The 22,704-nt window shown below is 67.6% G+C and carries 18 protein-coding genes; 8 read left to right on the top strand and 10 right to left on the bottom strand.

Translation table 11 applies throughout. The annotated features are described in order from the left end of the window. Positions 1-3 precede the first annotated feature (3 nt). A complete protein-coding gene (locus Q0Z44_RS02285; RefSeq protein WP_298009639.1) occupies positions 4-705 on the top strand; it encodes a pirin family protein in 702 nt (233 codons plus the stop codon). A gap of 41 nt (positions 706-746) precedes the next feature. On the opposite strand, the gene rlmJ is transcribed toward Q0Z44_RS02285, so the two are convergent. After that, positions 747-1,613 (bottom strand): 23S rRNA (adenine(2030)-N(6))-methyltransferase RlmJ, encoded by an 867-nt coding sequence (gene rlmJ / locus Q0Z44_RS02280; protein ID WP_298009636.1) that lies wholly within the window; start codon positions 1,611-1,613, stop codon positions 747-749. Between the two features lie 88 nt (positions 1,614-1,701). On the opposite strand from rlmJ, the gene Q0Z44_RS02275 reads away from it, so the two are divergent. Next, positions 1,702-2,259 carry a flavodoxin family protein gene (locus Q0Z44_RS02275; protein WP_298009633.1) on the top strand — a complete coding sequence of 186 codons (558 nt, stop codon included), beginning with the start codon at positions 1,702-1,704 and terminating at the stop codon, positions 2,257-2,259. Between the two features lie 23 nt (positions 2,260-2,282). Continuing rightward, complete coding sequence (locus Q0Z44_RS02270; protein WP_298009630.1) at positions 2,283-2,894, top strand: NAD(P)H-dependent oxidoreductase; 612 nt, start codon at positions 2,283-2,285, stop codon at positions 2,892-2,894. Here Q0Z44_RS02270 and Q0Z44_RS02265 read toward each other — a convergent pair whose 3' ends face one another. From Q0Z44_RS02265 to Q0Z44_RS02250, 4 genes are read right to left on the bottom strand one after another with little or no spacing between them, the layout of a single operon-like run. Continuing rightward, on the bottom strand, positions 2,895-3,839 hold the full coding sequence (locus Q0Z44_RS02265) for an alpha/beta hydrolase (RefSeq protein WP_298009626.1): 945 nt from the start codon (positions 3,837-3,839) through the stop codon (positions 2,895-2,897). A 21-nt stretch (positions 3,840-3,860) separates the two neighbouring features. Next, positions 3,861-4,712, bottom strand: a complete 852-nt coding sequence (locus Q0Z44_RS02260; RefSeq protein WP_298009623.1) for an SDR family oxidoreductase — start codon at positions 4,710-4,712, stop codon at positions 3,861-3,863. Between the two features lie 17 nt (positions 4,713-4,729). After that, positions 4,730-5,671, bottom strand: coding sequence for an alpha/beta hydrolase (locus Q0Z44_RS02255; protein ID WP_298009619.1), 942 nt, complete (start codon positions 5,669-5,671; stop codon positions 4,730-4,732). After that, on the bottom strand, positions 5,668-7,173 hold the full coding sequence (locus Q0Z44_RS02250; protein ID WP_298009616.1) for an NAD(P)/FAD-dependent oxidoreductase: 1,506 nt from the start codon (positions 7,171-7,173) through the stop codon (positions 5,668-5,670). Before Q0Z44_RS02250 ends, Q0Z44_RS02255 begins: the two co-directional genes overlap by 4 nt. Positions 7,174-7,252: 79 nt before the next feature. Here Q0Z44_RS02250 and Q0Z44_RS02245 point away from each other — a divergent pair, with 79 nt between their 5' ends. Then, complete coding sequence (locus tag Q0Z44_RS02245) at positions 7,253-7,918, top strand: TetR/AcrR family transcriptional regulator (RefSeq protein WP_298009613.1); 666 nt, start codon at positions 7,253-7,255, stop codon at positions 7,916-7,918. A gap of 59 nt (positions 7,919-7,977) precedes the next feature. Further along, entirely contained in the window at positions 7,978-11,511 is a 3,534-nt protein-coding gene (gene dnaE / locus Q0Z44_RS02240) for a DNA polymerase III subunit alpha (protein WP_298009610.1), read from the top strand. Between the two features lie 107 nt (positions 11,512-11,618). Here the strand turns inward: dnaE and Q0Z44_RS02235 are convergent, their stop codons facing one another. From Q0Z44_RS02235 to Q0Z44_RS02220, 4 genes are read right to left on the bottom strand one after another with little or no spacing between them, the layout of a single operon-like run. After that, positions 11,619-13,403 (bottom strand): acyl-CoA dehydrogenase, encoded by a 1,785-nt coding sequence (locus Q0Z44_RS02235; protein ID WP_298009607.1) that lies wholly within the window; start codon positions 13,401-13,403, stop codon positions 11,619-11,621. 35 nt (positions 13,404-13,438) lie between these two features. Continuing rightward, on the bottom strand, positions 13,439-15,112 hold the full coding sequence (locus Q0Z44_RS02230; protein ID WP_298009604.1) for a cation acetate symporter: 1,674 nt from the start codon (positions 15,110-15,112) through the stop codon (positions 13,439-13,441). Next, a complete protein-coding gene (locus tag Q0Z44_RS02225) occupies positions 15,109-15,417 on the bottom strand; it encodes a DUF485 domain-containing protein (protein ID WP_298009601.1) in 309 nt (102 codons plus the stop codon). Before Q0Z44_RS02225 ends, Q0Z44_RS02230 begins: the two co-directional genes overlap by 4 nt. Before the next feature lie 60 nt (positions 15,418-15,477). After that, on the bottom strand, positions 15,478-17,118 hold the full coding sequence (locus Q0Z44_RS02220) for an acyl-CoA synthetase (RefSeq protein ID WP_298009599.1): 1,641 nt from the start codon (positions 17,116-17,118) through the stop codon (positions 15,478-15,480). A 221-nt stretch (positions 17,119-17,339) separates the two neighbouring features. Here Q0Z44_RS02220 and Q0Z44_RS02215 point away from each other — a divergent pair, with 221 nt between their 5' ends. Genes Q0Z44_RS02215 through Q0Z44_RS02205 form a run of 3 tightly spaced genes read left to right on the top strand, consistent with a single transcriptional unit; the run spans position 17,340 to position 21,282 of the window. Beyond that, positions 17,340-19,304 carry a PAS-domain containing protein gene (locus Q0Z44_RS02215; RefSeq protein WP_298009595.1) on the top strand — a complete coding sequence of 655 codons (1,965 nt, stop codon included), beginning with the start codon at positions 17,340-17,342 and terminating at the stop codon, positions 19,302-19,304. Continuing rightward, complete coding sequence (locus tag Q0Z44_RS02210; RefSeq protein WP_298009593.1) at positions 19,301-20,047, top strand: response regulator transcription factor; 747 nt, start codon at positions 19,301-19,303, stop codon at positions 20,045-20,047. The genes Q0Z44_RS02215 and Q0Z44_RS02210 overlap by 4 nt, the downstream gene beginning before the upstream one ends. 47 nt (positions 20,048-20,094) lie before the next feature. Next, positions 20,095-21,282, top strand: coding sequence for a PA0069 family radical SAM protein (locus Q0Z44_RS02205; RefSeq protein ID WP_298009590.1), 1,188 nt, complete (start codon positions 20,095-20,097; stop codon positions 21,280-21,282). A gap of 6 nt (positions 21,283-21,288) precedes the next feature. Here the strand turns inward: Q0Z44_RS02205 and Q0Z44_RS02200 are convergent. Beyond that, a partial coding sequence (locus tag Q0Z44_RS02200) for a M48 family metallopeptidase (RefSeq protein WP_298009588.1) occupies positions 21,289-22,704 on the bottom strand: 1,416 nt, incomplete at its 5' end.

The following is a 22,704-nucleotide window of genomic DNA, read 5'->3' as shown; positions in this document are numbered from 1 at the left end:
CTCATGCTGACCCTGCGCCGATCCGAAGACCGCGGCTACGCCGACCACGGCTGGCTGCAGAGCTTCCACAGCTTCTCGTTCGCGGACTACCACGATCCGGCCTTCATGGGCTTCGGGCCGCTGCGCGTCATCAACGACGACGTGATTGCCCCCGGGCGTGGCTTCGGCATGCACGGCCACCGCGACATGGAGATCGTGACCTACGTGCTGGATGGTGCCCTGGCGCACCAGGACAGCCTGGGCAACGGCGCCACCATCCTGCCTGGCGACGTGCAGCGCATGAGCGCCGGCAAGGGCATCCTCCACAGCGAGTTCAACCACGAGACGGCCGCCGCCACGCACCTGCTGCAGATCTGGATTCAACCCACGGTGCGCGGCATTCGCCCCAGCTATGAACAGAAGCACTTCGACGCTGCCGACAAGCGCGGGCGTCTGCGTCTGGTGGCTTCACCCGATGGCCGCCAGGGCTCGGTCAGCATGACGGCCGATGCCCTGCTGTATGCCGGCCTGTTCGACGGCACTGAAACCGCGGAACTGACACTCGATCCCCGCCGCAAGGCCTATGTGCATGTGGCGCTGGGCGAGGTGACGGCGAATGGGACTGTGCTGAAGGCGGGCGATGCGGCCATGCTGGAAGGCGAGGCGCTGCTGCGGCTGGAAGGCGGGCACCAGGCCGAAGTGCTGGTCTTCGATCTGGCCGCCTGAGTTCAGGACACGGCATGCGCGTCCTGCATCCGATCCTGCGCTCAGTTCTGCTGGGCTTCGAGCGTGTAGGCCGCGTGGTCATCCTCGCCGAGCTTTTCGACCAGCCAGGGCAGGGCCTCGGCCAGGCGGTCATACAGCGTCCAGGGCGGGTTGATGACGAACATGCCGCTGCCGAACAGGCCCATGCCGTCGCGGGCGGCCGCCTTGACACGCAGCGTGGCGTGCAACCAGTCAACCTTGGGCAGCGCCGCCGCCACCCGCTTGAGCTGGCCCGGCAGCTGCTGCGCTTCGTGGCGCGCCACCTCGGGGTACCAGATGGCGTAGGTGCCCGTGGCGAAGCGCGGCACGGCCTCCTTCAACGTCTGGATCACGGTGCGGTAGTCGTCCTTGACCTCGTACGGCGGGTCGATGTGGACCAGGCCGCGGCGGGGCGGCGGCGGCAACACGCCACGGAGCCCCGCAAACCCGTCTGCCACCTGGATGCTGACGCCTCGGCGCACCGACGCGAAGTGCTGCTCCAGCAGTTTGCTTTCGGTGGGATGCAGTTCGTACAGGCGCAGGTGATCGCCCTCACGCAGCATCTGCGCGGCCAGTTGCGGCGAGCCGGGATACCACTGCAGCGTGTCCCCGTGGTTCACGGCAGCCACCTGTTTCAGAAAGGCCTTGACGGCTTCCGGCATGGCCGGGTCGTGCCGTTTGGGCCAGAGGGCCTGAATGCCGGAAGCCGCCTCGCCGCTGCGGGCGGCGTAACCCGCGGTCAGGTCATACAGGCCGCCGCCCGCGTGGGTGTCGATCACCCAGAAGGGTTTGTCTTTCTGCAGCAGGTGCTCAAGCACCTGCACCAGCACCGTGTGCTTGAGCACATCGGCGTGGTTGCCCGCGTGGAAGCCGTGTCGATAACTGAACATGGCCCAAGGGTAGCAGCGGATGGCGCTGCCTGCGGCTGATGTCCTTGTCTTTTTCCCGTTCCGTCTCTCTCCCTGAAAGGATTCCCTCATGAGCAAGCAGATCGCCATCGTGTACTTCAGCGGCTACGGCCACACACAGCGCATGGCCGAGGCGGTCGCCCAGGGCGCCGGCGCGACCCTGGTGGCCGTGGACGCCGAAGGCAACGTGCCGGACAGCGGCTGGGCCACGCTGGCGGCCGCCGACGCCATCGTGTTCGGCGCGCCGACCTACATGGGCAGCGTGCCCTGGCAGTTCAAGAAGTTCATCGACGCCACTTCCCGCATCTGGTACACGCAGGGCTGGAAGGACAAGCTGGCCGCCGGCTTCACCAACTCGGCCTCGATGAACGGCGACAAGCTCTCCACGTTGCACTACCTGTTTACCCTGGCCATGCAACACAGCATGGTGTGGGTCGGCACGGGCATGATGCCGAGCAACAGCAAGGCTGCGACGCGCAACGACGTGAACTACGTGGCCTCGTTCAGCGGCGCCATGGCCACCACCCCATCGGATGCCAGCGTGGACGAGATGCTGCCCGGTGACCTCGAGACCGCCCGCCTGTTCGGCGAGCGCGTGCGCGCCGTGGCCAACCGCTTCAACGCCTGAACGACACCCGAAGGACGACCCGCATGACCGCCTCCCATCCGAACCGCGCCCCCCGCCTGCTGGCGCTGAGTGGCAGCGCCCGCGAGGGCTCGATCAACGGCAAACTGGTGGCGGTGGCCGCCGCCAAGGCCACCGCACTGGGGGCCGAGGTCACCTCGGTGGACCTGCGCGCACTGGCCCTGCCGGTGTTCGATGCCGACCTGATCGCGGCCGAAGGGCTGCCCGCCGGTGCGCGTCAGTTACGTGACCTGATGGCGGCGCACGACGGCGTGCTGCTGGCCAGCCCCGAGTACAACGCCTTGCCGACTCCGTTGCTGATCAACGCACTGGATTGGCTGTCTGTGGTGCAGGCCGAAGGCGACCTGCCAGGCGGCACGGTGGCCACCGCGGGCAAGCCGGTGGGTCTGATGGCCGCATCGCCGGGCGCGCTGGGTGGCGTGCGGGCGCTGCCCATCGTGCGCACCTTCCTGAGCACCAATTTCGCGATGGTCGTGGTGCCCGAGCAGGTGGGTGTGCCTGCGGCCGACCAGCAGTTCATGGCGCCGGGTCGTCTGGCGAGCGACGCGCTCGACCAGATGCTGGACCGCCTCGTGGCGTCGGTGGTGCGTCAGGCCAACTGGCGCCTGCAGGGCTGATCAGCTGCCCAGAAACTCGCGGACGGCGCTCAGCGTGGCGGCCGGGGCCTCTTCCTGCGGGAGGTGGCCCAGGTCGGGGTAGGTCACGAGCCGGCACTGCGGGATGTCCCGGCAGAACAGCCGGCCGTGTTCGGGCGAGATCATTTCGTCGCGCTCGCCCCAGATCACCAGGGTGGGCTGGCGCACGCGCTTGATCAGCAGGGCCGAAGCGCCGAACTGCGCCTGGTCCATGCGCTGGAAGAGCGCGCCGCGGTTGCCCACGCGCAGCGCCATCTCGAAATAGCGGTCGACCTGTTCCTGGGTGACCCGCTCTGGCGCGCCGAAGACGCTGCGCACGCTGGACGCCACCAGGGGCTTCGGAAGGATGCGCTCCGACACCCATCGCAGGCCCCGGGTGCTGGCCACCTGGAAGGCCAGAGGCATGGACAGCACCGACGGTTCATAGCCATCGGCGTCGATCAGGATCAGTCTGCTGACCCGGTCGGGGGCCAGCACGGCGGTCTGCCAGGCGATTTCGCCGCCCAGCGCATTGCCGCCCAGGATCACCTGGCGCAATCCCAGGTTGTCCAGCAGGCGCAGCACGAAGCGGGTGTAGGCGTCGATGCGGTAGTCGCCCTGAGGCGACGGGCCCGTCAGGCCGAAGCCCGGCAGGTCGACCGTGATGACGCGGTGCCGGGCCTGCAGGCCACGCTGCCAGCCGTCGAAGGTGTGCAGGCTGGACGCCATGCCGTGCAGCAGCACGATCGGGGTCTTGTCATCGCGCGGACCGGTGTCGCGCACGTGCACCTGCATGCCATCGAGCTCGATGAAGGTCGATGGATCAGGGGCCCAGCGGGCCACGAGCTGGCCGAGCTGACGATCAGGTTCCCAGGTGGTCGCCACGACCGCCGCCAGCGCGGCAGCAAACAGCACGATGGCCCACCACAGACGTTTCAACCACTCCATGGGCCGACATCATGCCTTGCTTCAGCGCGGTTTCCGGCTGTTGAGCTTGCGCATCTGGCGGATCACGAGCGCCTGGTAGGTGCTGCCCAGCAGGCGCACCACCTTGTCGAGGAACTTCGCGTCGGGGCCGACGAGCACGCGTCGGGCATTGCGCTCGACGGCATCGAGGATCTGCAGCGCGGCCGATTCGGCGGTGGTCGTGCTGATCATCTTGTTGGCGCGGCGCTTGTGCTGTTCGATGGTGGCGCCGGTGAGTTTCTCCATCGCCGGGTCAACCTTGCCGGCCATCGCGATGTTGGTGGCAATGCCGCCCGGGTGCACACAGGTGGCGCTCACGCACGCGCCTTCCATCTCCAGTTCCATGCGCAAGGCTTCCGTGAAGCCGCGCACCGCGAACTTGGTGGCGTTGTAGGTGCCCTGCGTGGGGATAGCCATCAGCCCGAACAGGCTCGAGGTGTTGACGATGTGGCCGTCGCCGGAAGCGCGGAGGTGCGGCAGGAAGGCCTGCGTGCCGTGCACCACGCCCCAGAAGTTGATGCCCATGATCCACTCGAAATCGGTGATCTTCGCGTGCTCGACGGGCACCGTCAGCGCCACGCCGGCGTTGTTGAACACCAGGTTGACGCGACCGTGGTCGCGCACGACCTCGTCGGCCCAGGCGAACACGGCGGCGCGGTCGGCCACGTCGAGCTTGCGCAGCGTGACCCGCACCCCGTGCTGGCCGGCCAGCTCGGCAGTGCGGACGAGCTCGGTGTCGTTCACATCACTGAGGGCCAGGTGGCAGCCGCGGCGGGCCAGTTCGATGGCCAGGGTACGGCCCATGCCGGAGGCCGCGCCGGTGATGGCGGCGACCTTGTCCTTGTATGACTTCATGTGGGTGGCGAAAACAATCAGGCCGCGCGGCGGGCGGCATCGGCGGCCGCGTTGGCGGCCTGGGTACGGCGGGCGATCCAGGTGCCGCAGTCGGTCAGCGTGCGGCGCGCCTCGGGCAGCATCAGCATGGTCGGCCACACATGGGGCATCCGCGCCTTCAGGTGCAGCTCGCTGGTGACGCCCTGCACCACGGCCCGGTCATGCAGCCGGGTGGAGTCGGCCATCAGGATCTCGTGGCGGCTGGCGTGGATCATCAGCGGGGGCAGGCCCCGCAGGTCGGCAAACAGCGGTGAGGCCACCGGGTCGTTTGCAGGCCGGCCCGCCAGGTAGAGCTTCGCCGCTTCGGGCAGCAGGTGCGGGTTGAACATGACGTCGGCCTTGGCCTGCGTCTGCATGGTCTCACCGGAGCAGGTCAGATCACACCAGGGCGAGAACAGCACGGCGCCGGCGGGCAGCGGCAGACCGGCATCGCGTGCCGCCACCAACGTGGCCAGCGCCAGGCCGCCCCCGGCCGAGTCTCCGGCAAACACGACGTCCTCGGGTCGGGTGCCTTCGGCGAGCACGGCTTTCCACCAGGCTAGCGTGTCGTCCACGGCGGCCGGGCAGGGATGCTCGGGTGCCATGCGGTAATCGACCGACAGCACGCGGGCCTCGGCGGTGCGTGCCAGGTAGGCGCACGTGGGCCGGTGGGTGGTGAGGCTGCAGAAGAAGTAGCCGCCACCGTGGAAGTACAGCACGGTGCGCTTCGGGTTGGCGACGCTGAGCCATTCGGCCGCGCACAGGCCGGCGGCGGGGTTGGCGGCCACCGGCGTGTGCCGGATGCTGGCGGGCGGCGGCGGGTAGCGGCGCGCCAGCTGATCGACCTTGTGCCGCGCGGCGGCCACGTTCAGCGGGCCGCGGCTGCCCCGCTTGAACTGCCAGCGCAGGACCAGGTTGGTGAGGACGGACTGGATGCTCATGCGGGCTCGCTCAGGTAAGGCTTGAGGTTGAAACGGCGGGTCTTGAGACGGTAGGCGAAGGTGAAGCCGGGCCACAGGGAAATATTGCGTCCCTCGGCCGTGAGGTACCAGCTCTTGCACCCCGACTGCCAGACGGTGCGCTGCAGTTGCTGCTGCACCTCGTTCACGAAGCGGGCTTGCGCCTGCGGCCGGATCTCCAGCGTGCGCAGGTGGCGTTCGCGCATGGCCTTCAGCGCCTCGACGATGTAGTGCGCCTGGGACTCGATCATGAAGACCATCGAGTTGTGGCCCAGGCCGGTGTTGGGGCCCATCAGCATGAAGAAGTTCGGAAAGCCCGCCACGGTGATGCCCATGTAGGCCTCCGGGCCGTTGCGCCAGACTTCGGCCAGGTCGGCGCCGCCACGGCCGAAGACCACGCCCGGCGGGATCGGATCCGAAACCTTGAAGCCGGTTCCGAAGATCAGCGCATCCACGTCGCGCAGCGTGCCATCCTGCGTGACGACGCCGGTTTCCGTCACTTCCCGGATGCCATCGGTGATCACGTGCACGTTGGTGCGCGCCAGCGCCGGGTAGTAGTCGTTGGAGATCAACAGACGCTTGCAGCCGGGCGTGTAGTCGGGTGTCACCTTGGCGCGCACCTCCGGATCCCGGATGGCCTTGGCGATGCGGTGCTTGCCGACCTTGGCCACCAGCTTCATCCACTCGGGCTTGTACTTGAAGGCCAGGAAACGGGCTTCGAGCATCCAGTAGAGCTTGATGCGCTGCAGCCGCTGACGCCAGGGATGGGCGCTGAAGTCGGCGCGTTCGCGCTCGATCAGCGGGCGGTCATCTTCGGGCACCACCCACGGCGGGGTGCGCTGGTAGTAGTCGAGCCGGTCGACCAGCGGCGCAATGGCCGGCACGAACTGGATGGCGCTGGCGCCACTGCCAACCACCGCCACGCGCAGGCCCCGCAGGTCCACATCGTGCTGCCAGGTGGCCGAATGGAACACCGGCCCCTTGAAACGCGCCAGGCCGGGCAGGTCTGGCACCATCGGGTTGCTCAGGCCGCCCATGCCGGACACGAGCACCTCGCCTTCGAAGACCCGACCGTCTTCTGCCTGCACCACCCACAACCGGCGGGCTTCGTCGTAACGCGCACCCACGAGGTTGGCGTTGAAGTGGATGTGGCGCATCAGGTCGAAGCGCCGGGCCACGTCCTTCAGGTAGGCAAAGATTTCGGCCTGCGGGGCGTACATCCGCGACCAGTTCGGGTTGGGTGCGAACGAGAAAGAATAGAGGTGCGATTGCACGTCGCAACCGCAGCCCGGGTAGGTGTTGTCACGCCACGTGCCGCCCACCTCGCTGGCGCGTTCGAGCAGGACGAAGTCTTCCTCGCCCGCTTCCCGCAGCTTCACGCCCATGCACAGGCCCGAAAACCCCGTGCCCACCACGATGACGCGGTGCCGGGACGGCGCGGTGCCCGAAGGGGTGGCCGGCTGGGCGTAAGCCTGGGGTTTCATGCGAGGGGAGGGTTGATTTCTGACAAGGAGGCTTGTCACAATAGCTTTGACAATGGACCATGTCAACATAGGCATCCCTATGGAAAGCCCACGCCCTGACCCATCCCCCGCGAACAAGCGCCGCTACGGCGGCGTGCTGCCCGAAGAGCGGCAGCGGCAGCGCCGTGCCAAGCTCATCGAGGGGGCGCTGGCGGTGTTCGGCACCAAGGGCTTCCACGCCACCACGGTGCGTGAGGTGTGCGTGGCCGCGCACCTGACCGAGCGCTACTTCTACGAATCGTTCAAGACGCTGCCCCAGCTTTATCTGGCGACCTATGAAACGCTGCGCGAAGAACTGATGCGGCTGACGCTGGCGGCGCTGTCGCAGGCCGAGCCCACGCCGCTGGGCTTGCTGGAGCCTGCGATGCGGGTGTTCCTTGAGTTCATCCGCGACGACCCGCGGCGTGGCCGCATCATGCTGGTCGACTCGCTCGCCGTGAACGACGAGGTGGCGGCCGTGAGCGGCGCCACGGCGCGCGATTATTCGAACATGCTGCGCTCGCACCTGGCCCAGCTGGTGCCTGATCTGAAGCGCGATGACATCAGCCTGGACCTGCTGGCCGAGGGGATGATCGGGTTGAATGTGCTGTTGGCCGCCCGGTGGATGCAGGACGGTTTTGCCGAGCCCATCGACAAGGTGGTCGCGACCAATCTGCTGCCGTATCGCGGGCTTTTCGCACTGGCGGGCGCCCCGCGCAAGGCCTGAACGGACACGGTGCGACGAGGCGGGCACCGGGCGGCGCCGGCCTCCCTACAATCGCGCCCATGCCTTTCGTTCACCTGCGCTCCCACACCGAATTTTCCGTCGTCGACGGCACCGTCCGGATCGACGACCTGGTCAAGGCCGCGGCCAAGGACAACCAGCCCGCGGTGGCCATTTCTGACCTGAGCAACCTGTTCGGGGCGCTGAAGCTGTACAAGAGCGCGCAGAAGAAGGGTGTTCAGCCCATCATCGCAGCCGACGTCTGGCTGGAGCCCGAAGAGGCCGGCAAGGCGCCCACCCGGCTGCTGCTCGTCATCCAGAATCGCGAGGGCTACCTCCGGCTGTGCGAGCTGCTGGGCGAGGCCTGGACGGCCCCGGGCCAGCGGACCCATGCATGGGTGGCGTGGGCCTCGCTGGCGCAGCGCAACGAAGGGCTGATCTGTCTGTCCGGCGCCGACCTGGGCCCGGTGGGGCAGGCCGTGCTGATGGGCGATCTGGCGAAGGCCGAAATGTGGGCGCGCAAGCTGGCCGAGATCTTTCCGGGCCGCTTTTACCTGGAATTGCAGCGCGGTGGCCATGCCACGAACGAGCCGCACATCCGCGCTGTGGTGCCGTTGGCCGCGCGGCTCGGGCTGCCCGTGGTGGCCACGCACCCGATCCAGTTCATGACGCCCGATGACTTCGATGCGCACGAGGCCCGCGTGTGCATTGCCGAGGGCGAGACCCTGGGCAACCCCAAGCGCATCAAGCGCTTCACGAAGGAGCAGCACTTCAAGACCACGGCCGAGATGACGGCGCTGTTCGCGGACATCCCCTCGGCGATCGCGAACACGGTGGCCATTGCCCGCCGTTGCGCGCTGACGCTGGTGCTGGGCAAGCCGCAGTTGCCCGACTTCCCGACGCCGATCATGCCGGACGGCCAGCCGCAGCCGATGGAAGACTTCTTCCGCGAGCTGTCGCACCAGGGCCTGGAAGAACGCCTGCTCCACCTGTTCCCCGACGAGGCCGAACGCAACGCGCAGCGCCCGACCTATGTGGAGCGCCTGGACTTCGAGATCAACGTGATCCTGAAGATGGGCTTCCCGGGCTACTTCCTGATCGTGCAGGACTTCATCAACTGGGCGAAGAACAATGGCTGCCCGGTGGGCCCGGGCCGGGGCTCGGGCGCCGGTTCGCTGGTGGCGTATGCGCTGAAGATCACTGACCTCGACCCGCTGAAGTACAACCTGCTGTTCGAGCGCTTCCTGAACCCCGAGCGGGTCTCGATGCCCGACTTCGACATCGACTTCTGCCAGGGCAACCGCGACCGCGTCATCGACTACGTGAAGGACCGCTACGGGCGCGATGCCGTCTCGCAGATCGCCACGTTCGGCACCATGGCCGCCAAGGCTGCGCTGCGCGACGTGGGCCGCGTGCTGGGCATGGGCTACGGCCATGTCGACAGCATTGCCAAGCTGATCCCGGCGCCCCCGGGCAAGACGGTGACGCTGGCCAAGGTGCCTGCCGAGCCCGACCCCGGCATCATCTACGCGCGCAAGGAAGCCCCCGAACTGGAAGAGCGCGAAAAGGCCGAAGAGGAAGTGGCTGCGCTGCTGACGCTGGCCGAGCGTGTGGAAGGCATGGTGCGCAACATCGGCATGCACGCCGGGGGCGTGCTGATTGCGCCGGGCAAGATCACCGACTTCTGCCCGCTGTACATGCAGCCGGGCAGCGACTCGGCCGTGAGCCAGTACGACAAGGACGACGTCGAGGCGATCGGCCTGGTGAAGTTCGACTTCCTGGGCCTGGCCACGCTGACCATTCTGGAGACGGCCAAGGAGTTCATCATGGCCCGGCATCCGGACCAGAAGGACTTCGATTTCGCCAAGATCCCGCTCGATGACGCGCCCACGTTCCGGCTGCTGTCCGAAGGCAAGACGGTGGCCGTGTTCCAGCTGGAATCCCGCGGGATGCAGGGCATGCTGCGCGACGCCAAGCCCAGCGTCTTCGAGGACATCATCGCGCTGGTGGCGCTCTACCGTCCGGGCCCGATGGACCTGATCCCTTCGTTCTGCGCGCGCAAGCACGGCAAGGAAGAGGTGACCTACCCGCACCCGCTGATGGAGACGGTGCTCAAGGAAACCTACGGGATCATGGTGTACCAGGAGCAGGTGATGCAGGTGGCCCAGATCGTCGGGGGCTACTCGCTCGGCGGCGCCGACCTGCTTCGCCGGGCCATGGGCAAGAAGAAGGTCGAGGAGATGCAGCACCACCGCGGCATCTTCGCGGAGGGCGCCGCCAAGAACGGCATCAGCGCCGAGCTGGCCAACGAGATCTTCGACTTGATGGAGAAGTTCGCGGGCTACGGCTTCAACAAGTCGCACGCGGCGGCCTATGCCCTGCTGGCGTACCACACGGCCTGGCTCAAGCAGCACTACACGGCCGAGTTCTTCGCAGGCAACATGACGATTGCCAGCGACGACACCGACAAACTCAAGATCTTCCACGACGATGCCACGCAGAACTTCGGCATCACGTTCACGCCACCGGATGTGAACCAGGGCGCGTGGCGCTTCATCCCGATCGACGACAAGACCATCTGCTACGCGCTGGGCGCGGTCAAGGGCACGGGCCAGGGCGCCATCGAAGCCATCGTGCGCGAGCGTGAGGCCAACGGCCCGTTCAAGAGCTTCTTCGATTTCTGTTCGCGTGTGGACCGCAAGCTGGTCAACAAGCGCGTGGTGGAGGCCTTGATCAAGGCCGGTGCCTTCGACCGGCTGGAGCCGCACCGCTCGGGCTTGCTGGCGAGTGTGTCGCTCGCCTTCGAGTACGCCGACACGCTGGCGGCCAATGCCGACCAGGGCGGGCTGTTCGACTTCGGTGACAGCCACGCGGCCTCGACCAACGAGCCTGACCTGGTGCCGACCGAGCCGTGGACGCTCAAGGAGCGCCTGAGCCTCGAGAAGACCGCCATCGGCTTCTACCTCTCGGGCCACCTGTTCGACGAGGCCGAGCCCGAGGTGCGGCGCTTCTGCAAGCAGCGCATCGGCGACCTCAAGGACAGCCGCGATCCGCAGCTGGTGGCCGGCATCATCAGCGAACTGCGCATCATCAACGGCACCCGCGGGCGTGTGGCCATCTTCAAGCTGGACGACAAGAGCGAGACGATCGAGGCCGTGGCCAACCAGAGCACGCTGGATGCCAACAAGGACCTGCTCAAGGACGACGAGCTCGTCATCATCCAGGGCAAGGTGCAGACGGACCGCTTCTCAGGCGGACTGAGACTGAACGTGCAGGAGGTGATGAGCCTGGCGTCGGCGCGGTGCCGCTATGCCCGCTTCGTGCGGCTGGTGGCGCGCGACCAGAAGCTGCCCGTGGCCGAGGTGCTGCGCGAGCACCCGGCGCGGCGCATCGAGTCGGATCAGCCTGACCTGCCGCCCATCCTGCAGGGCCTGCCACTGCGTGTGCTGGTGGAGCGCCGGACGCCCGAGCTGTCGGCGCGGGCCGAACTGGAGCTGGGCGACCAGGCCAAGGTGTACCCGACCGAGGCGGCCATGCTTCGCTTCAAGGAGCTGATGCCCGACGCGCAGGCCACGGTGGTCTACGGCGAAGGCTGATCGGTCCACCAAAAAAAGCAGGCACATGCCGTGGAGCGCCATGTGCCTGAAAAGAGGGCAGGCCACGAGGCCCACCCGCCGCTGATCTGCTGGTGATCAGGTCAGAATCAGAATTGGTCCTCGCGCAGGGCCAGCGTGCTGCTGGCGCCGTTGACGACGCGGTCGCGCCAGGCCGGTGCTTCGACCAGCATGTGGTGCAGGAAGTGCAGCGCGGTGCCGACCTTGGCGCTGAGGAAGCCCTCGTCGCCGGTGGCGCCCGACAGCTGGGCCAGAGCGGCCTCGGCCGAGCGGCTCATCAGCCAGCCACCGATCACGGTGCCGCTGAGCTTCAGGTAGGGCACGGCACCGGCCGCGCTGGCGGCCGGTTGCTGGGCGCCGACGGTCAGCAGCCAGTCGGTCGCCTGCGACAGCGCATCGAGACCGCGCTGCAGACCCTGTCCCAGCTGGCGCAGCGACGCATCCGGATGCTCGCTCAGTCGGTGAGCGTCGGCCGACATCGTGCGCGTCAGCGCCTTCATCGTCACGCCGCCTTCTCGGGCCAGCTTGCGGCCGATCAGGTCGTTGGCCTGGATGCCGGTCGTGCCCTCGTAGATGGTGGTGATGCGGGCGTCACGCACGTACTGTGCTGCACCGGTTTCTTCGATGAAGCCCATGCCGCCGTGCACCTGCACGCCGTCGGCCACCACCTGCTGGGCGGTTTCCGTGCACCAGCCCTTGACCACCGGGATCAGCAGGTCGACCATGGCCTGGCTCTGCTGGCGCACCGTCGCATCGGTGTGACCATGGGCGCGGTCCATCTGGCCGGCTGCGTAGTAGGCCAGCGAGCGCATGGCTTCCACGCGGGCCTTCATGTCCATCAGCATGCGGCGCACATCGGGGTGGCCGATGATGCCGCGGCTGCCTTCGGTCAGGGTGCGGCCCTGCACGCGCTCGATGGCATAGGCGCGGGCCCGCTGGTAGGCGCGCTCCGAGATCGCCACACCTTCGAGGCCGACATTCAAGCGGGCGTGGTTCATCATCGTGAACATGTAGCCCAGGCCCTTGTGGGCCTCGCCCACCAGGTAGCCGATGGCGCCGCCCTGGTCACCAAAGGACATCACGGCGGTGGGGCTGGCGTGGATGCCGAGCTTGTGCTCGATGGACGAGCACATCAGGTCGTTGCGCTCACCGAGTGAGCCATCGGCATTCACGAGGTACTTGGGGCACACGAACAGCGAGATCCCCTTCACGCCTTCCGGGGCGTCCGGCAGGCGGGCCAGCACCAGATGGACGATGTTCTCGGCCATGTCGTGCTCACCCCAGGTGATGAAGATCTTGGTGCCCGTGATGCGGTAGTGGTCGCCCTCGGGCACCGCGCGGCTGCGGATGGCCGAGAGGTCCGAGCCGGCCTGCGGCTCGGTCAGGTTCATGGTGCCCGTCCACTGGCCGGACACCATCTTGGGCAGGAAGCGCTGTTGCAGCTCAGGGCTGCCGTGGCGCGCCAGGGCCTCGACGGCACCCAGCGTCAGCATCTGGCACAGCGAGAACGCCATGTTCGACGACTTCCACATTTCCAGCACCGCGGTGCTGACCAGCGTCGGCAGGCCCTGGCCACCGAATTCGGTAGCGGCGGGCATGCCGTTCCAGCCTGTTTCGCAGAACTGGGCGTAGGCTTGCTTGAAGCCATCGGCCGCGTGAACGACGCCGTTGTCCCAGCGTGCACCCTGCTGGTCGCCGGGCCAGTTCAGAGGGTCCAGCACACCGCTGGCAAACCGACCGGCTTCCTCGAGGATGGCCTCCACGAGATCGGGCGAGGTTTCTTCGAAACCAGGCTGGGCGCACACGGCGTCCAGGCCGGCCACCTCCTTCATCGTGAAGGCCATGTCGCGCAGGGGCGCGCTGTAGACGGACATCGTTCGTTACTCCAGTTCAGACTTGGGGAAAGGACTCAGTGCGCGCTGGCGGCCGCGGCACCGATGCCGGTTTCGGCGCGCACGCTCTGGTCATGGAAGCCGGCCTTGTCCTGCTTGGCACGGGCGCTGCTGTCGGTCACCGAGAACAGCCACGTGAAGAAGAACGCCAGCGGCATCGAGAACAGGGCGGGGTGTTCGTACGGGAAGATGGGCTTCTCGTTGCCGAGCACCACCACCCACACGGCCTTGGACAGCACGACGAACAGCACGGCCGACACCAGACCGGCGATGCCACCCAGCAGGGCGCCCCGCGTGGTCAGGCCCTTCCAGTACAGCGACAGGATCAGCACCGGGAAGTTGGCCGATGCGGCGATGCCGAAGGTGAGGCCCACCAGGAAGGCGACGTTCTGCTTCTCGAACATGATGCCGAGCACGACGGCCACCACGCCCAGGCCGATCGAAGCGAACTTCGACACGCGCATTTCTTCGGCCTCGGTGGCCTTGCCATGGCGCAGCACGCGGGCATAGATGTCGTGGGCGATCGACGAGGCACCGGCCAGGGCCAGGCCGGCCACCACCGCGAGGATGGTCGCGAAGGCCACGGCCGACAGGAAGCCCAGGAACAGGTTGCCGCCGACGGCGTTGGCCAGGTGCATGACGGGCATGTTGTTGCCGCCGATGATCTTGCCGCCGATGACGCCGCCTTCAAAGAACTTGGGATCCTGGCCGACGATCACGATGGCCGCCAGACCCAGCAGGCACACGATCAGGAAGAACAGACCGATGAAGCCCGAGGCCACGAACACCGACTTGCGCGCTTCCTTGGCGTTGGGCACGGTGAAGAAGCGCATCATGATGTGCGGCAGGCCAGCGGTGCCGAAGACCAGACCCAGCGACAGCGAGGTCGCGGTGATGGGGTCGGCCAGCATGCTGCCAGGGCGCATGATGGCGTCGCCATCCTTGTGCGCAGCCACGGCCTTGGTGGCCAGCGTCTCGATGTTGAAGCCGAACTGGCTCAGCGCAAGGCCGAGCATCAGCACGCCACCGGTCAGCAGCAGCACGGCCTTGATGATCTGCACCCAGGTCGTGGCAATCATGCCGCCGAAGGTCACGTACACGACCATCAGCACGCCCACCACGGCCACGGCCACGGGGTAGTCCAGGCCGAACAGCAGCTTGATCAGCTGGCCCGCGCCCACCATCTGCACGATGAGGTAGAAGCACACGACGGTCAGCGACGAGAAGGCTGCGAAGGTGCGGATCGAGCCCTGCTGCAGTCGGTACGACGCGATGTCGGCGAACGTGAAGCGGCCCAGGTTGCGCATGCGCTCGGCCAGCAGGAACAGGATCACCGGCCAGCCGATGAAGAAGCTGATGGTGTAGACGAAGCCGTCGTAGCCGCGCATGAACACCAGCGAGCTCAGGCCCAGCAGCGTGGCGGCCGACATGTAGTCGCCGGCAATGGCCAGGCCGTTCTGGAAGCCGGTGATGCCGCCGCCAGCGGTGTAGAAATGAGCGGCCGATGTGGTGCGCTTGGCGGCCCACCAGGTGATGCCGAGGGTGAACAGCACGAACACCAGGAACATGCCGATGGCCGTGAGGTTGATCGGCTGCTTCTGCACCTGACCGACGTCACCGGGCGCAGCAAGGGCGCAGCCCACGGCCAGCAGGGCCGCCGAAGCGGCAAGGGCTTTCAGATGGGCTTTCATTTGTTGCGCTCCACGATTTCACGGGTCAGACGGTCGAACTGGCCGTTGGCGCAGCGCACGTACCAGCCGGTCAGCAGCCATGAGCCGACGATGAGGGCAGCGCCGACCGGGATGCCCAGCGTCAGCGTGCTGCCGGCAAACAGCGGCTGGCCGAAGATGCCGGGCGCGAAGGCCACGATGGCCATGAAGCCGTAGTACGCGCCGAGCACCAGCACCGACAGCGTGACGGCCAGTCGGTTGCGGCTGCTTTTCAATTCGCGGAAGGCAGGGTCGGCCTCTACGCGCCGATAGATGTCCTGGCTCATGTCTCTCTCCAATTTCTCCAGGGATTCAGGGAGCGGCCCACCGTGGCGGGCCGCACGGGGTCACTCGATGGCGCTGGCGGACTTCACCCGCTCACGCAGCACGAACTTCTGCACCTTGCCGGTGGCCGTCTTGGGCAGCTCACCGAAGACGATGCGCTTGGGCACCTTGTAGCGGGCGATGTGCTCGCGGCAGAAGGCGATCAGCTCTTCTTCTGTCACGTGCTGGTCGGCCTTCAGTTCGACGAAGGCACACGGCACTTCGCCCCACTTCGGATCGGGCTCGGCCACGACCGCCGCCGACATCACGGCCGGGTGGTGGAACAGCGCGTCTTCCACCTCGACGGACGAGATGTTCTCGCCGCCGGAGATGATCACGTCCTTGCTGCGGTCCTTGATCTTGATGTAGCCGCTGGCATCGCGCACGGCCAGGTCACCGGTGTGGAACCAGCCGCCCGCGAACGCTTCCTTCGTCGCCTTCTCGTTCTTCAGGTAGCCCTTCATCACGACGTTGCCGCGGAAGCAGATCTCGCCGATGGTCACGCCGTCGCACGGCACGGGCTCCATCGTGTCGGGGTTGAGCACGGTCACGGCTTCCTGCAGCGCGTAGGGCACACCCTGGCGGCCGTTCAGGCGGGCACGCTCGTCCAGTGGCAGGTCGTCCCATTCGGCTTGCTTGGCGCACACCGCGGCGGGGCCGTAGACCTCGGTCAGTCCATATACGTGGGTCAGGTTGATGCCGGCGGCCTCGCAGCCTTCGATCACGGCGATCGGAGGTGCAGCGCCCGCGATCAGGCCGTTGACCGTGTGGTTCAGGCCTTCGCGCAGCTTGGCCGGGGCACTGATCAGCATGTTGTAGACGATCGGGGCGCCGCACATGTGGGTCACATGGTGGCTCTTGATCAGCCAGAAGATCACCGACGGGTCGATGCGGCGCAGGCACACGCTGGTGCCGGCGATCAGCGCCATCGTCCACGGGAAGCACCAGCCATTGCAGTGGAACATCGGCAGCGTCCACAGGTAGGTGGCGTGCTGCGGCAGGCTCCACGAGATCACGTTGCTGGCCGAGTTCAGGTAAGCGCCGCGGTGGTGGGTGACCACGCCCTTGGGGTTGCCCGTCGTGCCCGAGGTGTAGTTCAGCGCGATGGCGTTCCACTCGTCGTCGGGCAATTGCCATTCATAGGCCGGGTCGCCCTCGGCCAGCAGCTGCTCATAGGTCAGCGAGCCGAGGTTGTCGCCCGCAGGCGCTGTCTCGTCTTCGACGTCGATGACGAGGATATCCCGGCCGGCCATCTCCAGCGCCTTGCTGATCACGCGCGAAAACTCCCGATCGGTCAGCAGCGCCTTGGCTTCGCCGTGCTGCAGCTGGAAGGCGATGGCTTCTGCATCGAGCCGGGTATTGAGCGTGTTGAGGACGGCGCCCACCATCGGAATGCCGAAGTGCGCCTCCAGCATGGCCGGCACGTTGGGCAGCATCACGGCCACGGTGTCGCCCTGACCGATGCCGCGGGCCGCAAGGGCGCTGGCGAGTCGGCGGCAGCGCGCGTCGGTCTCGGCCCAGGTCTGGCGGCGCTCGCCGTAGACGATGGCCGCGCGGTTCGGGTAGACGGCCGCCGCCCGGCGCAGAAAGCTCAGTGGCGAAAGGCTGACATGGTTGGCGGCGTTCTTGTCCAGGCCAAGCTTATAAGGGTTTATACTAGTCATCGTGGTCTCCGTGGCGGCGGTGCCTGCCGCGCCCGGATTCACAGTCGGACGATGACGCGGCAAGCGTTGTCGGCGGCGATGATGGCCAAGGACTTTTTCACGACCTCCCATCAAATGTGACGAATCTTTGCGTCACCCGTCGTGGCCGGCGATCCAGCGCGCTGCTGCCTAGAATCCGGCAGTCAAAGGGTCCGTTCGAGGCCCGCCCACGAGGAGACAGCGTGACGGCCATCCCCCCCACTTTTCCAGCCGATGGCGGCAGCTGGCGGCAGCAGACGCTGCAGGCCGGCCTGGATCTGCTCGACCAGGGCCTGACGGTGTTCGACGCCTCGTTGCACCTGGTGGCCTGGAACCGGGCCTTTCTGGAGCTGCTCGCGTTTCCACCTGAGATGACGCGCATCGGCGCGCCGTTCGAGGACTTCATCCGCTACAACGCCCGCCGCGGCGAGTACGGCGACGAGCCCGAAGACGAGGCCGTGCGCCGGCGCGTGGACCTTGCGCTGAAGTTCTTGCCTCACGACATCGAGCGCACCCGGCCCGACGGCCGCATCCTGCGCATCACCGGCCAGCCCCTGCCGGGACACGGCTTCGTCACGCTGTATTCGGACGTGACCGAGCAGCGTCGCACCGAGCAGGCGCTGCGGCAGGCCAACCTCGAGCTGGAGTCGCGCGTACGGGCCCGTACCGCCGAGCTGCAGCGCAGCGAACAGCAGATGCGGCTGGTGACCGACTCCATTCCCGCGCTGGTGGCCTACTTCCGGCGCGACCGTGGCTATGAGTACATCAACCGCGGCTACCAGGACTGGTTCGGGCTCGACCCGAAACGGCCCGAGCAGGTCAGCGCGCGGGCCTTCCTTGGCCCCGAGGTCTACGAAGGCATCAAGCCCAATGTGAAGCGGGCGCTGGCCGGCGAGTCCGTCACGTTCGACTACGAGCTGCACACCGTTCAGGGTGAGACGCTGTCCGTGCGCACCACGCTCATCCCCGACCGCACGGCCGATGGCGAGGTGGTGGGCTGCTTCGAGTTGACCTTCGATGTGACCGAGCAGAAGCGCTCGCAGGCGCTGATCGAGCGTGCGCAGAAGATGGAAGCCATGGGCCAGCTGGCGGGGGGGCTGGCCCACGACTTCAACAACATCCTGACCGTCATCATCGGTAACCTGGCGGCACTGGGCGATGCGCGGCCACAGGATCAACTGGTGAGCGAGTTCACGCAGCCCGCCGTGGCCGCTGCGCGCCGTGGTGCGGAGCTGATCCGCGGCCTGATGACGTTCGCACGCCAGCAGCCGTTGCAGGCGGCGGCGGTCGACGTGGGGGCGCTGGTGTCGTCGGTGGTGCGCCTGGTGCGGCCCGCGCTGCCGGCCTGCCTGACGCTGCAGGCCCATGCGGGCGACGATGCCGCGTGGACCTGGGTGGATGCCACGCAACTCGAGAACGCGCTGGTCAACCTGATTCTCAATGCGCGCGATGCCACGCCAGGCAGTGGCCGCATCGACGTGCGTGTGCGGTGTAGCGATCTGGATGGTGTGCGGGCTCGAGCGCTGCAACTGCAGACAGGTCCGCATGTCTGCATCGAGGTGCAGGACCAGGGCGTCGGCATGGATGCCGCCACACTGGCGCGGGTGTTCGAGCCCTTCTTCACCACCAAGCGGCATGGCAGCGGAACGGGCCTCGGCATGGCGATGGTCTATGGCTTTGTGCGGCAGTCGGGCGGTGCTGTGGACGTGCGCAGCACGCCGGGGCAGGGCACCACGGTGAGCTTGTGGCTGCCCGCCACCGAAGCCCCGGCCGAATTGCCGGCGCTTGACGAGCCGGGGCATGTGCCCGGCAGTGCGCGCCGCGGCGTGGCCCTGCTCGTGGAAGACGACGGGGATGTGCGCAAGGTGGTGCGGCGCAGCCTGCTTGACCTGGGCTTTGCCGTGATCGAGGCCGCCAACGGCCATGAGGCGCAGGAGATCCTGGCGCAGATGAGCGGCATCACGCTGCTGCTGTCCGACATCATGATGCCCGGCGACATCGATGGGCGTGTCCTCGCCCGGCAGGCGCGCGAACGCGGTCAGGCCAAGCAGGTGTTGCTGATGAGCGGGTATGCCCCCGGCATCGACACCCTGACGGACCTGCCCTTGCTGGCCAAGCCCTTCACCACCAGCGAACTGGCCGCGGCCATCGAGGAGCTCACGGTATGAGCGAGCCGCACCTTCCCGCAGCAGAACAGGACGGCCAGGCGCCGGCCCTGATCTACATCGTGGACGACGACCTGTCGATTGCCCGGTTGCTCACGCATGTGCTGACCGAGTTTGGCTTTCTCGCCGAAGCCTTCGGCACCGGTGCGGCGGTGTTGCGTCGTCTGCAGACCACGCGACCGGACCTGTGTATCGTCGACCTCGGCCTGCCTGACATGGACGGGATCGAGTTGGTGCGCCAGATCGCCCTGCAGTCGCATGCCGGGGTGCTGATCCTGACCGGGCGCGGGCACACGGTGGACCGTGTGATGGGGCTGGAACTGGGCGGCGACGACTACGTGACCAAGCCGTTCGAGCCGCGCGAACTGGTGGCACGGGTGCGCAGCATCCTGCGGCGGCGAGCGCCCCACACGGGCACGGCCGTGGGGTCGGCACGCCGGCTGGCGTCGTTCGCAGGCTGGACGCTGGACTGTGCCGCCAACATCCTGCGTGCCGAAGACGGTACCGAACACGTGCTCGGTGTGGCCGAGGTGCAGGTGCTGCGGACGTTTCTCGAACGGCCGCATCAAATCCTGAGCCGTGAACAGTTGGTGGGGCACCGCGGCCTGTCGCCCATGGACCGGAGCATCGATGTGCGCATCTCTCGGCTGCGCCGCAAGATCGAAGTCGACCCGATGGACCCGCGCATCATCAAGACGGTGTATGGCGCGGGGTATGTGTTCTCGGCGAGCGTCAGCTGGTCCTGACGGGCGAAGGGGTTTGCGCAGCGCGCGGTACTGTATGAAAATACAGTATGCGCAAGCCCGCCGCTACCCCTGACGCCATTCCGGACGACCGGCGCGCCGCCGCGCCCGTGAAGGGCCGTGGCACGTCCACGCAGCTGGCGCATCGCTTCGAAGCCCGCACACGTGAGCGGGACCAGACCGGCTGGGAGCCCATGCAGTGGCAGCCTGCGCAGCGCCCGGAGGAGGGCCCCGCGGATGACCCGTTCGACGCGCCGCCCTCGGTGCAGCCCACCACGTGTCGGCCCGAACCGGCGCGCACCATCCTCTCCCGCAATGATTCTCCGGACATTCCCTTCACCTGGGCCATCAATCCCTACCGTGGCTGCGAGCACGGCTGTATCTACTGCTACGCCCGGCCCACGCACAGCTACCTGAATCTGTCGCCGGGGCTGGATTTCGAAACGCGGCTGATCGCGAAGGTCAATGCGGCCGAGGCGCTGCAGCGCGAACTCGCCCGGCCTGGCTACCAGCCGAGTCCCATCCAGATCGGCTCGGCCACCGATGCCTATCAGCCCGTGGAGCGCGAATGGCGCCTGACCCGGCGGGTGCTCGAGGTGTTGGAGGCCTGCCGGCACCCGTACACCATCGTCACCAAGTCGAGCGGCGTGGAGCGCGACATCGACCTGCTGGTGCGTGCAGCCGACCGGAAGCAGGTCTACGTGATGGTGAGCATCACCAGCCTGGATGCGGGCCTGTCGCTGCGGCTGGAGCCCCGGGCGGCGGCGCCGTGGCGTCGGCTGGAGACTGTGCGGCGGCTCGCAGCGGCTGGGGTGCCGGTGGGGGTCAACGTCGCGCCCATCATCCCCTTCCTCAACGAGCCGGAGATCGAGCGCATCATCGAAGCGGCAGCGCAGGCCGGGGCCGCCAGCATCCACTACACCGTGGTGCGCCTGCCCTGGGAGGTGAACCCGCTGTTTCAGGGCTGGCTGGCCGACCATGTGCCCGACAAGGCCGAGCGCATCATGGCCCGCATCCGTGAACTGCACGGGGGGCGGGATTACGAAGCCGACTTTGCCCGGCGCATGAAGGGCGAGGGCATCTGGGCCGACCTGATCCGCCAGCGTGTGCGCAAGGCAGCCGAGCGCCATGGGCTCGGCCACGCCGGGCCCGGGTTGGACGTGACCGCCTTCACCCCCCCGGCACCGAGGCCCGCAGCCAGTCCTTTGTTGCCGCCCGCGCAGGGCAGCCTGTTCTGAGCGACCTCAGGTCGCCTGTCGCACGTACAACGGCGGAACCGGCAGACGCTCGATGTCTGCCAGCGTGGGGTCGTCGCCTGCCCACAGGGCGAGCACCGGGCCCGGCACGTCAATGGCGCTTTCGAGCTCGCGACACAGGGCATACCGTCGGGCGTCGCTCAGGCCGGGCAGGTCGAGCAGAAGCAGGTAGCCGGTGCGGCGCCCGTGGCCGGGCAGATCGCGGCTGACCAGCCAGGCGCGTTGAACGGTCGGCTCGCGCATGATCGGGTCCAGCGCGTCGTCCACATCGAGCGCCGACAGCTCATGCGGTCGCACACGCTGTAACCAGGGGGGCGTGTGCAGGGCCTCCCACAGGGCCTGGTCGCTGGCCTGGGCGTCCTTCACGCGCTGCCGCCAGCGGGCGAGTGTGTCGGCGGCCACCGAATGGATGCTGGACTCCAGCCGCTGCACCGCCTGACGGGCGGCCCAGCTCTGCAGGTTGTCATCGCGCTGCCACAGCGTATCGAGCCAGAAGAGGTGGTCGTCCAGCGGTGCGTTCGGGCGAGACAGCACCAGCCCCTTGAGGGCCGGGGCATAGCCGGGCCGAAGCTGCAAGGCGCGTTCGTACCGATCCGCCAGCTCATCAAGTGAGCCAGGCGCCCGCCAGCGCCGTTCGCAATCCGCCCACATCACCCATTCCTCGGCAGACAGCTGAGGCGCGCGCTGGCGCCAGTCCTGGGCCAGGGCGCGCAGTTTCTGCAAGCGCGCGTGGCGTGTCTTCCAGGCGCTGGCATGGTCGCGGCACCAGCGCTGGTCGAAGTGGGCGATGCTGCGCTCGGCGTGCGGGCCCAGCAGAGACAAGGCCGATCGGCTCGACCAGGCCGGCAGCGACAGGTCGGCCGACAGCGCTTCCAGCCGGTCCTTGAGGCCCGGGTGCGTGTCGTCGAAGTTGCTCGGACGGCGCAGAGCCTGCCGCAGCGCTTCGCTGGCGTGCGCCGCTTCGGGCGGGCTGGCCAGCAGGTGGCGCATGGCCTTGAACGGGCCCTGGGGCAACGCGTGCGTGGCAGCGCCGAGCCAGTGCTGGCGCCAGAAGGCGCGTGCCAGCCAGTCGCCCTTGACGCTGATTTCAATGAGAGCGGCACCAGCCACCTGAGGGCCCACCAGGCTGGCCGCGATGCGATCGGCCTCGTATTCGTCCTGGCGGGCCAGCGCGAAGGTTTGCGCCAGAAAGCGGGGCACGTACCAGCTCATGAAGCGGGCCGTGAGCCAGGAGGCGGCACCGTCGTCGCCGTCCAGTTGTGCGTTGAGCCGGGCCCAGCTCTGGCGGCTGCGGTACACCCAGGCGGCGAAGCGCCCGTGGTGGCCGCGCAGATGGCCGTACTCGTGCGCAAGCACCGCCGCCACCCGAGGGCCGTCCAGCGCCATCAGCAGCGGCAGCCCGAG

The organism is uncultured Aquabacterium sp. (genome assembly GCF_947366995.1).
Classification (GTDB): domain Bacteria; phylum Pseudomonadota; class Gammaproteobacteria; order Burkholderiales; family Burkholderiaceae_C; genus Aquabacterium.
Note: the sequence above shows the minus strand (reverse complement) of the source record. Positions and strands in the feature narration are given on the sequence as shown.

Bases quoted from the DNA above. Each gene is read 5' to 3' on its own strand.
- Q0Z44_RS02235 (WP_298009607.1), bottom strand. From the start codon at position 13,403: ATGTCCGTCTACAGCGCGCCCCTGCGCGACATGGCCTTCACGATGAAG.
- Q0Z44_RS02285 (WP_298009639.1), top strand. From the start codon at position 4: ATGCTGACCCTGCGCCGATCCGAAGACCGCGGCTACGCCGACCACGGC.
- Q0Z44_RS02275 (WP_298009633.1), top strand. From the start codon at position 1,702: ATGAGCAAGCAGATCGCCATCGTGTACTTCAGCGGCTACGGCCACACA.
- Q0Z44_RS02265 (WP_298009626.1), bottom strand. From the start codon at position 3,839: ATGGAGTGGTTGAAACGTCTGTGGTGGGCCATCGTGCTGTTTGCTGCC.
- rlmJ (WP_298009636.1), bottom strand. From the start codon at position 1,613: ATGTTCAGTTATCGACACGGCTTCCACGCGGGCAACCACGCCGATGTG.
- Q0Z44_RS02250 (WP_298009616.1), bottom strand. From the start codon at position 7,173: ATGAAACCCCAGGCTTACGCCCAGCCGGCCACCCCTTCGGGCACCGCG.
- dnaE (WP_298009610.1), top strand. From the start codon at position 7,978: ATGCCTTTCGTTCACCTGCGCTCCCACACCGAATTTTCCGTCGTCGAC.
- Q0Z44_RS02220 (WP_298009599.1), bottom strand. From the start codon at position 17,118: ATGACTAGTATAAACCCTTATAAGCTTGGCCTGGACAAGAACGCCGCC.
- Q0Z44_RS02245 (WP_298009613.1), top strand. From the start codon at position 7,253: ATGGAAAGCCCACGCCCTGACCCATCCCCCGCGAACAAGCGCCGCTAC.
- Q0Z44_RS02260 (WP_298009623.1), bottom strand. From the start codon at position 4,712: ATGAAGTCATACAAGGACAAGGTCGCCGCCATCACCGGCGCGGCCTCC.
- Q0Z44_RS02210 (WP_298009593.1), top strand. From the start codon at position 19,301: ATGAGCGAGCCGCACCTTCCCGCAGCAGAACAGGACGGCCAGGCGCCG.
- Q0Z44_RS02230 (WP_298009604.1), bottom strand. From the start codon at position 15,112: ATGAAAGCCCATCTGAAAGCCCTTGCCGCTTCGGCGGCCCTGCTGGCC.
- Q0Z44_RS02225 (WP_298009601.1), bottom strand. From the start codon at position 15,417: ATGAGCCAGGACATCTATCGGCGCGTAGAGGCCGACCCTGCCTTCCGC.
- Q0Z44_RS02205 (WP_298009590.1), top strand. From the start codon at position 20,095: ATGCGCAAGCCCGCCGCTACCCCTGACGCCATTCCGGACGACCGGCGC.
- Q0Z44_RS02270 (WP_298009630.1), top strand. From the start codon at position 2,283: ATGACCGCCTCCCATCCGAACCGCGCCCCCCGCCTGCTGGCGCTGAGT.
- Q0Z44_RS02255 (WP_298009619.1), bottom strand. From the start codon at position 5,671: ATGAGCATCCAGTCCGTCCTCACCAACCTGGTCCTGCGCTGGCAGTTC.